General features: G+C 69.0%; 12 protein-coding genes. 2 read left to right on the forward strand and 10 right to left on the reverse strand.

Annotated elements, in window-relative coordinates:
• From JTN19_RS14795 to pstS, 10 genes are all read right to left on the reverse strand, one after another.
• Entirely contained in the window at positions 1 to 1215 is a 1215-nt protein-coding gene (locus tag JTN19_RS14795; protein WP_206934212.1) for an ABC transporter substrate-binding protein, read from the reverse strand.
• Between the two features lie 82 nt (positions 1216 to 1297).
• Complete coding sequence (locus tag JTN19_RS14800) at positions 1298 to 2443, reverse strand: acyl-CoA dehydrogenase family protein (RefSeq protein WP_206934213.1); 1146 nt, start codon at positions 2441 to 2443, stop codon at positions 1298 to 1300.
• Positions 2444 to 2450: 7 nt separating this feature from the next.
• Positions 2451 to 3653 (reverse strand): acyl-CoA dehydrogenase family protein, encoded by a 1203-nt coding sequence (locus JTN19_RS14805; protein ID WP_206934215.1) that lies wholly within the window; start codon positions 3651 to 3653, stop codon positions 2451 to 2453.
• A 12-nt stretch (positions 3654 to 3665) separates the two neighbouring features.
• Positions 3666 to 5750: a 3-hydroxyacyl-CoA dehydrogenase NAD-binding domain-containing protein gene (locus tag JTN19_RS14810; RefSeq protein ID WP_206934217.1), complete on the reverse strand. Its 2085-nt coding sequence runs from the start codon at positions 5748 to 5750 to the stop codon at positions 3666 to 3668.
• Between the two features lie 90 nt (positions 5751 to 5840).
• The gene (phoB, locus tag JTN19_RS14815) at positions 5841 to 6557 is read right to left on the reverse strand and encodes a phosphate regulon transcriptional regulator PhoB (RefSeq protein ID WP_206934219.1); all 717 of its coding nucleotides are present in this window, start codon (positions 6555 to 6557) and stop codon (positions 5841 to 5843) included.
• Positions 6558 to 6571: 14 nt separating this feature from the next.
• Positions 6572 to 7297, reverse strand: coding sequence for a phosphate signaling complex protein PhoU (phoU, locus tag JTN19_RS14820; RefSeq protein WP_206934221.1), 726 nt, complete (start codon positions 7295 to 7297; stop codon positions 6572 to 6574).
• Positions 7298 to 7308: 11 nt separating this feature from the next.
• Complete coding sequence (gene pstB / locus JTN19_RS14825; protein ID WP_206934547.1) at positions 7309 to 8109, reverse strand: phosphate ABC transporter ATP-binding protein PstB; 801 nt, start codon at positions 8107 to 8109, stop codon at positions 7309 to 7311.
• A gap of 58 nt (positions 8110 to 8167) precedes the next feature.
• Complete coding sequence (gene pstA, locus JTN19_RS14830) at positions 8168 to 9070, reverse strand: phosphate ABC transporter permease PstA (RefSeq protein WP_206934223.1); 903 nt, start codon at positions 9068 to 9070, stop codon at positions 8168 to 8170.
• Positions 9071 to 9080: 10 nt separating this feature from the next.
• On the reverse strand, positions 9081 to 10052 hold the full coding sequence (gene pstC, locus JTN19_RS14835; protein WP_340643336.1) for a phosphate ABC transporter permease subunit PstC: 972 nt from the start codon (positions 10050 to 10052) through the stop codon (positions 9081 to 9083).
• A gap of 64 nt (positions 10053 to 10116) precedes the next feature.
• Positions 10117 to 11184 (reverse strand): phosphate ABC transporter substrate-binding protein PstS, encoded by a 1068-nt coding sequence (pstS, locus tag JTN19_RS14840; protein ID WP_206934225.1) that lies wholly within the window; start codon positions 11182 to 11184, stop codon positions 10117 to 10119.
• A gap of 264 nt (positions 11185 to 11448) precedes the next feature.
• On the opposite strand from pstS, the gene JTN19_RS14845 reads away from it, so the two are divergent.
• Together JTN19_RS14845 and JTN19_RS14850 are read left to right on the forward strand one after the other, a co-directional pair.
• Positions 11449 to 12180 (forward strand): sulfite exporter TauE/SafE family protein, encoded by a 732-nt coding sequence (locus JTN19_RS14845; protein ID WP_206934227.1) that lies wholly within the window; start codon positions 11449 to 11451, stop codon positions 12178 to 12180.
• Positions 12181 to 12226: 46 nt separating this feature from the next.
• Entirely contained in the window at positions 12227 to 14500 is a 2274-nt protein-coding gene (locus JTN19_RS14850) for an NADP-dependent malic enzyme (protein ID WP_206934229.1), read from the forward strand.
• Positions 14501 to 14502 lie beyond the last annotated feature (2 nt).

Here is a 14502-nt window from a genome sequence, read left to right on the forward strand (position 1 = left end):
CTAGCCCTGCGGGCGCAGCGTGCGCACCACCTCGTCCGTGGGCAGGTAGTTGCGCCCATCGGCATAGCGCCAGTCCACCATCACCCCGCGGCCGCGGCGCAGCGCCGTGCGGCCGATATAGGCGCCCAGCGTGGATTGATGGTCGATGGCGCGGAACTCCACCTCCGCCTCGCCGAAGGCCGTGGGGAAGGTCAGGCCGCGCATCGCCTCGATCATGGCATCCGTCTCGGTGCCGCCAGACTTCCGCAGCATGCCGACAATGGCCGAGACGGTGTCATAGGCCACGACCGAACCCAGGCGCGGATGGGTGTTGAAGCGCCGGCGATAATTCTCACGGAAGCGGGTGTGGCCCTCGGTATTCAGCTCCTCCCACGGGTAGCCAGTCACGATCCAGCCCTCCGGCGCCTCGTCGCCCAGGGGGTCGAGGTATTCAGGCTCGCCCGTCAGCAGCGAGACGACGCTGCGGCGCTCGAACAGCCCGCGCGTGCTGCCCTGGCGCACGAAGTTCGTCAGGTCCGCGCCGAAGGTGACGTTGAAGATGCCCTCGGGGTTCGCCCCCGCCAGCGCCTGCACCGTGGCCCCGGCATCGATGCGGCCCAGCGCGGGGAATTGTTCCGCCACGAACTGCACATCGGGCTTGGCGCGCGTGAGCAATTCCTTGAACCAGCGCACGGCGGATTGCCCGTATTCATAGTTGGGCGCGACCGTGGCCCAGCGCCGCGCGGGCAGCTTCGCGGCTTCCTCCACCAGCATGGCGCATTGCATGTAGGTGGAGGGGCGCAGGCGGAAGGTGAAGCGGTTGCCGCGCGCCCAGACCAGCGCATCGGTCAGCGGCTCGGACGCCACGTAGAGGCGGCGGTTCTGGTTGGCGAAATCCGCCACCGCCAGCCCCACATTGGACAGGAACCCGCCCGAGAGCAGCGCCACGCGCTCATTGTTCACCAACTCGCCCGCATGGCGCACCGCGTCCTCGGGCCGGCCGCCATCGTCGCGGAACACGGTCTCGATTCGGCGCCCATTGATGCCGCCGGCCGCGTTCACCTCGTCCTGCGCCATCATCCAGGCGTTGCGGTAGGGGGTGAGGAAGGCCGGCTGCGCGGAGTAGGAATTGATCTCGCCGATGCGGATCGGCCCTTCCTGGGCATGCACCGCGGGCGTGGCCAGGGTGGCGGCGGCGCCCAGCAGAGCGGCGCGGCGTGGCAGGGCGATGGTCATGGCGGGCCTCCGGGGCTGAGGCGCGCAGCAAAGCAAGAGGCCCGCCGCACCGCAACAGGAAATGCGGTGCGGCGGTAAGGTGTTAGGCGGCCTGCACCAGCCCGCCCAGGTCGGAGAGCGAGCGCAGGTGGAAATCGGTGTCGCCGAAGGTGGCCTCGTTCACCGTCAGCCGCTTGAAGTAGTGGCCGGCGGCGTATTCCATCGTCATGGCGATGCCGCCATGGAGCTGGATGGCCTCCTGCCCCACCAGGCGCTGCGAACGGCCGATCTGCGCCTTCACCGCGTGCATGTTGCGCCGACGCTCCGCGGCATCCGGATCGCGGGCGGCCATGGTGGCGAAATAGGCCATGGAGCGCGACTGCTCGATGGCCACCAGCATGTCGGCCGCCTTGTGCTGCAAGGCCTGGAAGCTGCCGATGGGCTTCCCGAACTGCTGGCGCGTCTTCATGTAGTCCAGCGTCATGGCATGGACCACGTCCATGGCGCCGATGGCCTCGGCGGCCAGGGCCGCGATGGCCTCGTCCACCACCTTGTCCACCAAAGCGAGGCCATCCTCCGGCGTGCCCAGCACGTGTTCGGCGCGGGCACCGCTGAACTCCACCTCGGCCGCGCGGCTGCCATCCACCTGGCGGAACCCGCGCACCGACACGCCCTCGGCCTTGGCCGGCACCAGGAAGACACCGATGCCGCCCTTGTCGCGCCGATTGCCGGAGATGCGCGCCGTCACGATGAAGTGATCCGCCGTGTCGCCATGCAGCACCATGCCCTTGCGGCCGGTGATGACCCAGGCGGCGCCATCCTTCTTCGCAGTGGTGGCGACATCGTGCAGGTCATAGCGCGACTGGCGCTCCTGCTGCGCGAAGGCCAGCAGCACGCCGCCGCCGGCCACACCCGCCACCATGTCGGCGCGCAAATCCGCCGCCGCGCCATGGCGCAGGAAGCCGCCGCCCAGCACCACGGTGCTGAGCCAGGGCTCGAGGGTGATGTGGCGGCCCATCTGCTCCGCCACGATCATCACCTCCTCGCCGCCGCCGCCGAAGCCGCCATCCTCCTCGTCGAAGGGCAAGCCGAGCAGGCCGAGATCGGCGTATTGCGCCCAGAGGTCACGGCTCCAGCCCGTCTCGCTGGCCATGTAGGCCTTGCGCTGCTCGAAGCCATACTTGTCCGAGAGCAGCTTGCGGACGCTGTCCTGCAGCATCCCCTGGGATTCGTTCAGGTCGAAGTCCATGTGATCCTCAGAGGCCCAGGAAGGCCTTCGCCATGATGTTGCGCTGGATCTCGTTGGACCCACCGTAGATGCTCTGCTTGCGCCAGTTGAAGTAGACGCCGGCCAGGCCGAAGGCCCAGTCGGGCGCCACGTCCCACTCATTCGTGCCCTCGGCATCGGGGTCGCCATCCACCCAGGCATAGGGGCCGGCGGCCTTCATCAGCAGCTCCGAGACGCCCTGCTGGATCTCGGTGCCCTTGATCTTGAGCACGGAGGTCGCGGGGTCGGGCTTGCCGGTGCCGGCGCGCTTGGTCTCATTGGCGATGACGCGCATCACCGTCATTTCCAGCGCCTTCAGCTCGATTTCCATCTCGGTCATCTGGCGGCGGAATTCAGGGTCCTCGATGAGGGGGCGGTCCCCATCCATCGTCTCCCGCGCGATGACCTTGAGGCGGCGGATGCGCTCGCGGCTGGCGCCCACGCGGGCCTGGCCGAAGCGCTCATTGCCCAGCAGGAACTTGGCGCAATCCCAGCCCTTGTTCTCCTGGCCGACAAGGTGATCCAGCGGCACCTTCACATCGTCGAAGAAGACCTCGTTCACCTCATGCCCGCCCTCGATCGTGATGATCGGGCGCACGGTAATGCCGGGGGTCTTCATGTCCACGAGGAAGAAGGAAATCCCCTCCTGCTTCTTCGCGGCCGGATCGGTGCGGGCGAGGACGAAGATCCAGTCGGCGTGCTGCGCCAGCGTGGTCCAGGTCTTCTGGCCGTTGATGACCCAATGGTCGCCATCGCGCACCGCGCGCGTCTTGAGGCCCGCCAGGTCCGAACCGGCGCCCGGTTCGGAGAAGCCCTGGCACCACCAGTCGTCCAGGTTCCGCATGCGCGGCAGGAAGCGGGCCTTCTGCTCCGGCGTGCCGAATTCGATGATCACCGGGCCGCACATGTTGATGTTGAAGCCGAGCGGCGAGGGCGCCGGCCACATCTGCAGCTCCTCGCGGAAGATGTACTTTTGGGCAGGCGTCCAGCCCGGCCCACCATGCTCCTTCGGCCATTCGGGGGCGGCCCAGCCGCGCTTGTTCAGCTTGCGCTGCCACTCCACCACCATCTCCTTGGTGGGGGACTTGCCGGCGATCATGTGCTGGCGCGTCGCCTCGGGGCACTCGGCGGCGAGGAAGTCGCGCACCTCCTGCCGGAAGGCGCGCTCCTCATCGGTGAAGCGGAGTTCCATGGGGTCTCTCTCCTAAGCCGCCCGCTTCGCGCCCATCGCGGAGAAGCTGCCGCCCTCGGCGGCGAGCTTCTCGATGAGGGCGGCGGGCTTGAGGTTGGGGTCGTTCGTCGCCTCGGCATATTGGGCCAGCCGGTCGCGCACGGCCTTCAGGCCCATGCGGTCCGCCCAGAACATGGGGCCGCCACGCCAGGCCGGCCAGCCGAAGCCGTTGCAGAAGATCACGTCGATATCCACGGCGCGGGAGGCGATGCCTTCCTCCAGGATGCGCGCGCCCTCATTCACCATGGGCAGCAGCATGCGTTCCAGAATTTCGGCATCCTCGATCTTGCGGCGCTTGACCTGATGCTGCTCGCTCATCTCCACGATGATGCGCTCCACCTCCGGGTCGGGCAGGCGGGTGCGCTTTTCGTCATACATGTACCAGCCCTTGCCGGTCTTCTGGCCGTAGCGGCCGGCGGCGACCAGCGCATCGGCGATGGGCGCCTTGGTGCCGCGCGCCTTGCGGACGGCGGCGCCAATGTCGAGGCCGGCGAGATCACCCGTCGCACAGGGCCCCATGGCCATGCCGTAGGTCTCCATGGCACGGTCGATGTCGGCCGGCAGCGCGCCTTCCAGCAACAGGCGTTCCAGCTGGAAGCCGCGCTTGCCGGTCATGCGGTTGCCCACGAAGCCGTCGCAATTGCCGACGACGACGTTCACCTTGCCGATGCGCTTGCCCACATCCATCGCGGTGGCGATGGCCTCGAAGGAGGAGGCCTTGCCGCGCACGATCTCCAGCAGCCGCATGACATTGGCGGGCGAGAAGAAGTGCATCCCCACCACCAGCTCCGGCCGCTTGGTGGCCGAGGCGATCGCGTCAATGTCGAGCGTGGAGGTGTTGGAGGCCAGCACCACCCCCGGGCGCGCGATGGCGTCCAGTTTCGCGAAAATCTCCTTCTTCACGTTGATGTCCTCGAACACCGCCTCGATGACGAGGTCGGCGTCCTTCACCACGCCCATGTCGGTGCTGCCGCTCAGCAGGGCGCGGCGCTTGGCGTAGTCGGCCTCGGACAGGCGGCCGGATTTCACCGTGCGTTCCCAGTTCGCCTCGCACTTCTTGAGGCCGCGATCCAGGGCCTCCTGGGTCTGCTCCACCATGGTCACGGGGATGCCGAAATTCGCGAAGCTCATCGCGATGCCGCCGCCCATGGTGCCGCCGCCGATGACCACGGCGCGCTTGACGGGCAGCGGGTGGGTGTCGGCCGGCATGTCCGGCACGCGCGCCGCCTCGCGCTCCCCGAAGAAGATGTGACGCAGCGCGAAGCTCTGCTCGCCGGCCACCAGCTTCTGGAAGATCTCGCGCTCCGTGTTCAGCCCGTCCTCGAAGCTGCCGGTCAGCGCCGCGCGCACGGCCTGGGCGCAGCCTTTGGGGCTTTCCTGCCCGCGCGTGCGCTTCAGCAAGCTCGCTGCCAGCGCGTCGAAGGAAGCGAGGTCCGCGCCCTTGATCTTGTCGTCACGCTTGCGGGCGAGCGTGAAGCTGCGGCCCAGATTCTGCCGGGCCCATTCCACCGCGGCCGCCTCCAGCGGGCCTTCCAGTACGGCATCAATGAAACCGAGCTTCTGCGCCTCCGGCGCCGTGACGGGGTCGCCACCCACGATGATCTTGAGCGCCGCCTCGCCGCCGATCAGCCGCGGCAGGCGTTGGGTGCCGCCCGCGCCGGGCACGAAGCCGCGCTTCACCTCGGGCAGGCCCAGCATGGCCGAGGGCGAGGCCACGCGCGCATGGCAGACCAGCGCCAGTTCCAGCCCGCCGCCCAGCGCGCTGCCATGGATGGCGGCGATCACCGGCACCTTGCTGGTCTCGATGGCGTCGAAGACCTCGGGCAGGCTGGGCGGCTGGCGGGGCTTGTTGAACTCCGTCATCTCGGCGCCGGCCGAGAACATCCGCCCCTCGCCCATCAGGACGATGGCGCGGGCACCTTCGCGCAGCGCGGCCGCGATCCCCTGATGCAGCCCGGCGCGGACCCCGGTCCGCAGCGTGTTCACCGGGGGGTTGGCGATCCTCAGGATATGGATGTCGCCGTCACGCGCATGCTCCACAAACCGCTCTTCGGCCATGGCGTCTTCCCCGTCTTGCTTCGTTTTCATGCCCAAGTGTCGAACCGGGGCCGCGGGGTGTCAACGGGGCCGGAGGGTGTTCCGGGGGGTTCAGCCCTCCGCGTCGAGCGCGTAGCCGGCCGAGCGGACGGTGCGGATCAGGTCCGTGTCGCTGTCGCCGTTGATGGCCTTGCGGAGGCGACGGATATGGACGTCCACCGTCCGCAACTCCACATGGATATCCCGCCCCCAGACCGCGTCCAGCAGCTGTTCCCGCGTGAACACGCGGCGTGGGTGGGACATGAAGAATTCCAGCAGCCGGTATTCCGTGGGGCCGAGGTGCAGCGCCCGCCCGCCCCGCGTCACGCGGTGGGCGTCCTGGTCCATGACCAGGTCCTGGTAGGACAGGCTGCCCTTGGCCGCGACGGTGGAGGAGCGCCGCAGCAGCGCGCGGATGCGCGCCATCAGCGCCTCCACCGCGAAGGGCTTGGCGATGTAGTCATCGGCGCCGGTGTCCAGGGCGCGCACCGCGTCCTGGTCCTCGGTGCGGGCCGTCACCATGATGACCGGCAGGTCGCGCGTGGCGGGGCGGCGGCGGATTTGCCGGCAGACCTCGATGCCGGACATGGCGGGCAGCATCCAGTCCAGCAGCACCAGGTCGGGCTTGGCCTCGGCGATGCGGAGCAGGGCCTCCTGCCCGTCCGTCGCCTCATCCACATGGAAGCCCTGGCGCTCGAGGTTGTAGCGCAGCAGGGCCAGCAGGGGCGCCTCGTCCTCCACCACCAAGATGGAGGGCTTGCCGCCATTCGCGCCGAGAGCTTCGGCCATGGACATGTCCTTCGTTACTCGCCCGGCGGGCGGACGACGGCGGAGGCCGAGACATCCGCCTTCGGCCGCTCCTCCGTCAGCATCTTGCCCAGCACGGCGAAGTGCACGCGCTCGGCGATGTTGGTCGCGTGGTCCCCGATGCGCTCCATGTTCTTCGCGATGAAGAGCAGGTGCGTGGCGGAGGTGATGTTGCGCGGGTCCTCCATCATGAAGGTCAGCATCTCGCGGAAGATCCCGTTGTAGATGCCGTCAATCGGCGCATCCGCGGCCCAGACCGCGTCGGCCTTGGCGGCGTCGCCCTCGACCAGCGCGTCAATGGCGTCCTTGAGGTTCTCCTGCACCATCTCCGCCATGCGGGCGAAGCCGTTGAAGGAACCGAGGCTCGGCTGCTGCGACACCACGATGGCGCGCTTGGCGCCATTGCGCGCGTAGTCGCCGATGCGCTCCAGGTCCTGGCTGATCTTCATGCAGGCGATGATGAGGCGAAGGTCCTGCGCCATGGGCTGGCGGAGCGCCAGCAGGCGGACGCAGAAGGCCTCGACCTCGCGCTCCATCTCGTCGAGGGCCGCGTCGCGCTGCACCACATCGGCGGCGAGCTCGGTGTCGCGGCGCATCAGCGCCTGGGCGCTGTCGGCCACCTGGCGCTCCGCGAGGCCGCCCATGCGCGAGATCATCTCGAGCAGGCGCTTCAGGTCCTCGTCATAGGAACGGACGATGTGCTGGGGGGAGGTGTTGGGCATGTCCTGCGTCCTCAGCCGAACCGGCCGGTGATGTATTCCTGGGTCTTCTGTTCCTTCGGCGCGGTGAACATCTCCGCGGCCGGCGAGACCTCGATCAGTTCGCCCAGGTAGAAGAAGGCCACCTGGTCGGCGCAGCGCGCCGCCTGCTGCATGTTGTGCGTCACGATGACGATGGTGAAGTCCTGCTTCAGCTCGTCGATCAGCTCCTCGATCTTGAGCGTGCTGATGGGGTCGAGCGCCGAGGTCGGCTCGTCGAACAGGATCACCTCCGGCCGCACCGCGATGGTGCGCGCGATGCACAGGCGCTGCTGCTGCCCGCCCGAGAGGCCCATGGCGTTCGTGTTCAGGCGGTCCTTCACCTCGCCCCAGATGGCGGCGCGCGACAGCGCCCATTCCACCCGCTGGTCCATCTGCGACTTCGACAGCTTCTCGTGCAGGCGCACGCCGAAGGCGATGTTCTCGTAGATGGTCATGGGGAAGGGCGTGGGCTTCTGGAAGACCATGCCGATCTTGGAGCGGAGCTCGTTGATGTCCACGCCGGCATCAATCAGGTTGCGGCCGTCCATCATCACCTCGCCCGTCGCCTTCTGGCCGGGATAGAGGCTGTACATCCGGTTCAGCACGCGCAGCAGCGTGGACTTGCCGCAGCCGGAGGGCCCGATCATGCCCGTCACCTGGCGGTCCGGGATGTCGAGGTTGATGCCCTTGAGCGCCTTGGGCAGGCCGTCCGCGTAGACGAAGTCGAGGTTGCGGACGGAAATCCGCGCCACGCTGTTGAGCTTGGCGCTGGAGCGCGCCTGCAGGCCGCTCATGCTCGGGCCGGCTTCCGCGACGGGCTGGATGTGGTCGTTCATGGCTCTGGCCTTCCGCTCAGGCGCGCTTGCGCAGCGCGACGCGCGCGATGATGTTGATGAGGAGCACGCCCAGCGTCACCAGCAGCGCGCCGGACCAGGCGATCTCGATCAGGTCGGGGAAGCCCGAATTCGCATGCTGGTAGATCGCGACGGGCAGGCTGGCCATGGCGCGGCTCAGGTCGGTGCTCAGCACGTTGTTGCCGAAGCTGGTCAGCAGCAGCGGCGCCGTCTCGCCCATGATGCGCGCGAAGGCCAGCAGGATGCCCGTCATGATGCCCGAGAGCGCGGCACGCCAGGCCACCAGCGTGATCATCTTCCACTTGGGCGCACCCAGCGCCACCACCGCCTCGCGCAGCGTGTTGGGGATGAGCTGCAGCATGTCCTCGGTCGTGCGCACCACCACCGGGATCACGATGATGGCCAGCGCCAGCGCGCCGGCGAAGCCCGAGAACCCGCCCTGCGGCAGCACCACCAGCTGGTAGATGAACAGGCCGATCAGCACCGAAGGCGCCGAGAGAAGAATGTCGGAGATGAAGCGCACCGCGTAGCCGAAGTTCGACTTGCCCGCGTATTCCGAGAGGTAGGTGCCCACCAGCAGGCCGATCGGCGTGCCGATGGCGGTGGCGATGGCCGTCTGGATCAGGCTGCCCACGATGGCGTGGGAAAGGCCGCCCTTGGGCAGGCTGTCATCGCCATAGCGCGTCGGCTCGAACTCGCGCGTCAGCACGATCCAGTCCAGCGCCACCAGGCCGCGCCACAGCAGCGTGGCCATGATGGAGGCCAGGAAGAACAGCCCGACGATGGTGGCCGCCACGCAGAAATACATGACCAGCCGGTCCACCAGCTTGCGCCGCTGGCCGAGGCGGCGCTGCTGCGCGACATCGCGCGGCGGCATGACAGGGAGGGTGGTGGTGCTCATCGTTGGGCCCTCACTTCAGCCGGGGACGCAGGAGGTAGCGGGACAGCGCGAGCACGAAGAAGGAGATGACGAAGAGCAGGAAGCCGATGGCGAAGAGCGCCGATTGCTGCAGGCTGCCGCTCAGGCTCTCCGGGAACTCCATCGCGATGACCGAGGCGATGGTGGTGGTGCTGTCGAAGAGCGAGGTCGCGATGCGGTTGGCGTTGCCGATGACGAAGGTGACGGCCATGGTCTCGCCCAGCGCGCGCCCCAGCCCCAGCATGATGCCGCCCACCACCGAGATGCGCGTGTAGGGGATGACGACGCCCGTCATCACCTCCCAGCGCGTGGCGCCCAGGCCATAGGCGCTTTCCTTGTAGACCGGCGGCACCTGGTCGAACACGTCGCGCATGGTGGCGGCGATGAAGGGCAGGATCATGATGGCCAGCACGATCGAGGCCGAAAACAGCGAGGTGCCGGCGAAGTTCGTGCTCTCGAACAGGAAGCCGATCAGCGGGATCGCGGCCAGCTGGTCCCCGAAGGCGAACTGGATGTTCATCTGCACGAAGGGCACCACGATGAAGAGGCCCCACATGCCGTAGATGATGGAGGGCACCGCGGCCAGCAGCTCGATGGCCGTGCCCAGCGGCCGCTTCAGCCATTGCGGCGAGAGTTCCGTCAGGAAGAAGGCGATGCCGAAGGCGACCGGCACCGCGAAAATGATGGCCAGCACCGAGGAAGTGAGCGTGCCGAGGATGGAGACGCCCGCGCCGAACTCCTCCTGCCCCTCCACCGGGTCCCAGACCGTGCCCCAGATGAACTCGGCGCCGAAGCGCTCGAACGCCGGCAGCCCGCCCAGGAAGAGCGTGACGATGATGGCGCCGAGCAGGATGAGCACAAAGCCCCCCGCACCCATGCACATCGCCTGGAAGATCTTGTCGCCGAGCTCGCCCGGCTTGCGGCGGGCGCCCACGGGCGGCGCCTGGATGGTGGTGACGGACACGGAACCTCGCGCGGGTGTCGAAGGAGGAAGGGCCGGCCCCTGTCAGGACCGGCCCTCCGGTACGTCAGGCGTTGGAACCGGTCCAGATGGCGCGGCCCTGGGGGTCCTTGATGGCCTGGCCCCAGCGGGTGCGGATCAGGTCATGCGTCTGGCTGGAGAGCGGGATGTATTCCAGCGCCGAGGCCGCCTGGCTGCCGTTGCGGAAGGCCCAGTCGAAGAAGCGCATGGAGTTGCGGCTGCCCTCGACGCGGTCCGCCACCGGGTTGGTCGGCAGCAGGATGTAGGTGCCGACCGTGATCGGCCACACATTGGCGCCGGCCAGGTCGATCGTGTCGGGCGCCATGTTCTCCACGGTCCAGTCGGCGGTGCCGGCGGCGGCGACGAAGCTCTCGTTCACCGGGCGGACGAAGTTGCCGGCCTTGTTGCGGATCTGCGTCGTGATCAGGCGGTTCACCACCGCATAGGCGTTCTCGACATAGCCGATGGCGCCCGGGGTGTTGCGGACCAGGTTGGACACGCCCTCATTGCCGCGCGCGCCATTGCCGGCCGGCCAGCGGACGGAGGTGCCCGAGCCGGGGCCCGTGCGCCACTCCTCGCTGATCCGGGCCAGGTAGTTCGTCCAGGCCCAGGTGGTGCCCGAGGCGTCGGCGCGATAGCCGACCGAGACGGGGATGTTGGGGATGCGGATGTCGCGGTTCAACTCGACGATGCGCGGGTCGTTCCAGCGGTTCAGGCGGCCGAAGAAGATCTCGGTGATGATCTCCGGCGTCAGGCGCAGCTGGTGGTTCTGCACGCCGGGCAGGTTCACCGTCAGCACCACCGAGCCCATGACCGTCGGGAACTGGAACAGGTTGCGCTCGGTCAACTGGGCCGTGGTCAGGGGGGCGTCGGTCGCGCCGAAATCCACGGTGCGGGCGGTGATCTGGTTGATGCCGCCGCCCGAGCCGATGGACTGGTAGTTCAGCGCAATGTTTGCGCCTTCACGGGCCGCAGCGGCCCAGCGGTCATAGACCGGGCGAGGAAAGCTCGCGCCCGCACCGGTGATGGTGGCCTGCTGCGCGAAAGCGGGGCGGAGGATCGCGGGGGCCGCGATGGCGCTGGCGCTGAGCGCGAGAAGGGAACGGCGGTTCATAAGCGTCTCCATCAGGAACTTGCGGTCAGGCTGCGTGAGGGCCGCCCGTCTCGCGCCCTGCCTTAGGGGGGGTGTGCGACCTCGGCATTTCACTTTTGTGAAGCTTCGATGACATAGACCTTTTCGCAACCTATCCGTGTATCCGGTGCAAACCCCGGCACAAGTTGAAATTTTCGCGCCACGCCAAGCCGGGTTTGATCCCGCGCAAGGCAGCCATGCGCCGGGCCGGGCACAAGGGGCGGCGAAGCTTCCCACTGGGACAAGATGCTCGCCGACTGCCTGCATGACCTGACCGCCCTCGGCCCCGCCGGCATCCCGGCGCTGATGGGCGCGCTGTTCCTGGCCGGGCTGGCGGGGGGGCTGACCCATTGCACCACCATGTGCGGGCCCTTCGTGCTGGCCCAATCCGCCGCCACGGCCGATTCGACGCTGGCGGGCGGGGTGCTGCGGCGGCTCTCCGGCGCGGCCCTGCTGCCGTATCACCTGGGGCGGGCCATCGGTTACACCACGCTCGGCCTGCTGGCCGGGGGGCTGGGCGGGCTGCTGGCCCAGGCCAGCGGGCTGCGCTGGCTGGCGGCGGGGCTGCTGGCGCTCGCCGCGCTGCTGATGCTGGCCCAGGCCTCCTCCCGGCTCGCGGCCCTGCTGCCCCGCCTGCCCGCGCCCCGCCTGCCCGGGGCACTTGAACGGCGCATGGGGGCGCTGCTGGCCGCGCCGACCGGCTGGCGCGGCGTGCGGCTCGGCTTGCTGCTCTCCGCCCTGCCCTGCGGGCTGCTCTATGCGGCGCTGGCCGGCGCGGCGGCCTCGGGCAGCGCGCTGGCCGGGGGGCTCGCCATGCTGGCCTTCGTGGCCGGCACGGCACCCGCGCTGATGGCCGTCGCCTTCCTGGGGCGCCTCGCGCGCCACGCCTTCGGGCCGGGGCTGCGGGTGGCCAGCGTCGCACTCTTCGGCCTGAACGCGGTGGTGCTGTCGGTGCTGGCCATCCGGCTGGTTGCCTGAAAAGGCGGCTTGCCGAATAACAGGCGTGTCACGAAGGATGCACGCCATGGACGATGATTTCCGCCGCGCCGCGCTCGACTACCACCGCTTCCCGCGGCCGGGGAAACTCACCGTCGAGCCGACCAAGCGCATGGCCAGCCAGCGGGACCTCGCTTTGGCCTATTCCCCCGGCGTCGCCGCCGCCTGCGAGGAGATCGCGGCCAACCCCGACGCCGCCTGGGAATACACCGCCCGCGGCAACATGGTGGCCGTCATCACCAATGGCACCGCGGTGCTGGGGCTGGGCGCCATCGGCGCGCTGGCCTCCAAGCCCGTGATGGAAGGCAAGGCGGTGCTGTTCAAGCGCTTCGCCGGCATCGACTCCATTGATATCGAGGTCGAGGCGCGCGAGGTGGACCGCTTCGTGGAGACGGTGGCCGCGCTGGAGCCCAGCTTCGGCGCCATCAACCTGGAAGACATCAAGGCCCCCGAATGCTTCGAGATCGAGGCGCAGCTCCGTGCCCGCATGAACATCCCGGTCTTCCATGACGACCAGCACGGCACCGCCATCATCGTCGCCGCCGCCATCCACAACGGGCTGCTGATCCAGGGCAAGACGCTGGACCAGGTGAAGCTGGTGAACACGGGCGGCGGGGCGGCCGCGATGGCCTGCCTCGACCTGCTCGTGGCCATGGGGCTGCGGCGCGAGAACGTGACCGTCTGCGACATTGACGGGGTGGTCTATGCCGGCCGCCCCAACACCGACCCCTACAAGGCGCGCTACGCCCAGCCCACCGACGCGCGACGCCTGGAGGAGGTGCTGGACGGCGCCGATGTGTTCCTGGGCCTCTCCGCCCCGCGCATCCTGAAGGCGGAATGGCTGTCGCGCCTGGCGCCCAAGCCGCTCGTGCTGGCGCTCGCGAACCCCGAGCCCGAGATCCTGCCCGAGGCGGTGCGCGCCGTCCGCCCCGACGCCATCGTGGCGACTGGCCGCACGGACTACCCCAACCAAGTCAACAACGTCCTCTGCTTCCCCTTCATCTTCCGGGGCGCGCTGGACGCCGGGGCCACCACCATCAACGAGGAGATGAAGGTCGCCGCCGTCGAGGCCATCGCCGCCCTCGCCCGCGTGGAAGCGAGCGAGGTCGTCGCCGCGGCCTATGGCGGCATCGCGCCCGTCTTCGGCCCGGATTACATCATCCCCAAGCCCTTCGACCCGCGCCTGATCCTGGAGGTGGCGCCGGCCGTGGCGAAGGCCGCCATGGACAGCGGCGTGGCCCGCCGCCCCATCGCGGACCTCGCCGCCTACCGGCAGGAACTCACGCGTTTCGTCTTCCGCTCGGGCAACCTCATGCGGCCGGTGCAGGAACTCGCCCGCCGCCGCCCCGCCCGCGTCGTCTTCGCCGAGGGCGAGGATGAGCGCACGCTCCGCGCCGTGCAGACCGTGCTGGACGAGGGCACGGCCGAGCCCATCCTCATCGGCCGGCGAGAGGTGGTGGCCGCGCGCGTCGCCGCACTCGGCCTGCGCATGGCGCTCGGCGAGAGCGTGCGCGTGCTGCACCCGGAGGAGGACCCGGCCTTCTTCGCCCCCCTCGTCACCCTCTACCAGTCCAAGGTGGGCCGGCGCGGCATCACCCCGCCCGCGGCCGAGCGCCGCGTGGCCTCCCGCCCCGCCGTTGCCGCCTGCCTGCTGCTGGAGGCCGGCGAGGCCGATGCCGTCATCGCCGGCGGCCGCGGCGACTGGATGCGCGAGTGGGAACATGTGCTGGCCGTCACCGGCAAGCGCGCCGATGTCAGCCGCGCCTATGCCATGTCGGCCGTGATCAGCCAGGGCGCCACGCTCTTCTTCGTGGACACGCACCTGATGCTGGAACCCACGGCGGAACAGCTCTGCGAAATGACATTGCTGGCGGCCGAGCAGGTGCGAGAATTCGGCATCACGCCCAAGGTGGCGCTGCTGAGCCATTCCTCCTTCGGCGCCTCGGGGGCCGAAAGCGCCCGGCGCATGCGAAAGGCGCTGGCCCTGATCCGCGCCGCCGCCCCTGACCTGGAGGTGGATGGCGAGATGCATGGCGACGCGGCCATCGTGCCCGCCATCCGCGCCCGCGCCGTGCCGGACCCCAAGCTGGAGGGCATGGCGAACCTGCTGGTCTTCCCGAACCTCGATGCCGCCAACATCGCCTTCAACCTGGTGAAGGCGGTCAGCGACGGGTTGCAGGTGGGGCCCATGCTGCTGGGCATGAACAAGCCCGTGCACGTGCTGGTGCCGAGTGTCACGGCGCGCGGCATCGCGAACCTCGCCGCCGTGGCCGGCAGCCAGGCGGCGCGGGCGCAGGGCTAGGG

The sequence above is a fragment of the Roseococcus thiosulfatophilus genome (assembly GCF_017311575.1).
GTDB lineage: Bacteria > Pseudomonadota > Alphaproteobacteria > Acetobacterales > Acetobacteraceae > Roseococcus > Roseococcus thiosulfatophilus.

Bases quoted from the DNA above. Each gene is read 5' to 3' on its own strand.
- JTN19_RS14795 (WP_206934212.1), bottom strand. From the start codon at position 1,215: ATGACCATCGCCCTGCCACGCCGCGCCGCTCTGCTGGGCGCCGCCGCC.
- JTN19_RS14800 (WP_206934213.1), bottom strand. From the start codon at position 2,443: ATGGACTTCGACCTGAACGAATCCCAGGGGATGCTGCAGGACAGCGTC.
- JTN19_RS14805 (WP_206934215.1), bottom strand. From the start codon at position 3,653: ATGGAACTCCGCTTCACCGATGAGGAGCGCGCCTTCCGGCAGGAGGTG.
- JTN19_RS14810 (WP_206934217.1), bottom strand. From the start codon at position 5,750: ATGGCCGAAGAGCGGTTTGTGGAGCATGCGCGTGACGGCGACATCCAT.
- phoB (WP_206934219.1), bottom strand. From the start codon at position 6,557: ATGGCCGAAGCTCTCGGCGCGAATGGCGGCAAGCCCTCCATCTTGGTG.
- phoU (WP_206934221.1), bottom strand. From the start codon at position 7,297: ATGCCCAACACCTCCCCCCAGCACATCGTCCGTTCCTATGACGAGGAC.
- pstB (WP_206934547.1), bottom strand. From the start codon at position 8,109: ATGAGCGGCCTGCAGGCGCGCTCCAGCGCCAAGCTCAACAGCGTGGCG.
- pstA (WP_206934223.1), bottom strand. From the start codon at position 9,070: ATGAGCACCACCACCCTCCCTGTCATGCCGCCGCGCGATGTCGCGCAG.
- pstS (WP_206934225.1), bottom strand. From the start codon at position 11,184: ATGAACCGCCGTTCCCTTCTCGCGCTCAGCGCCAGCGCCATCGCGGCC.
- JTN19_RS14845 (WP_206934227.1), top strand. From the start codon at position 11,449: ATGCTCGCCGACTGCCTGCATGACCTGACCGCCCTCGGCCCCGCCGGC.
- JTN19_RS14850 (WP_206934229.1), top strand. From the start codon at position 12,227: ATGGACGATGATTTCCGCCGCGCCGCGCTCGACTACCACCGCTTCCCG.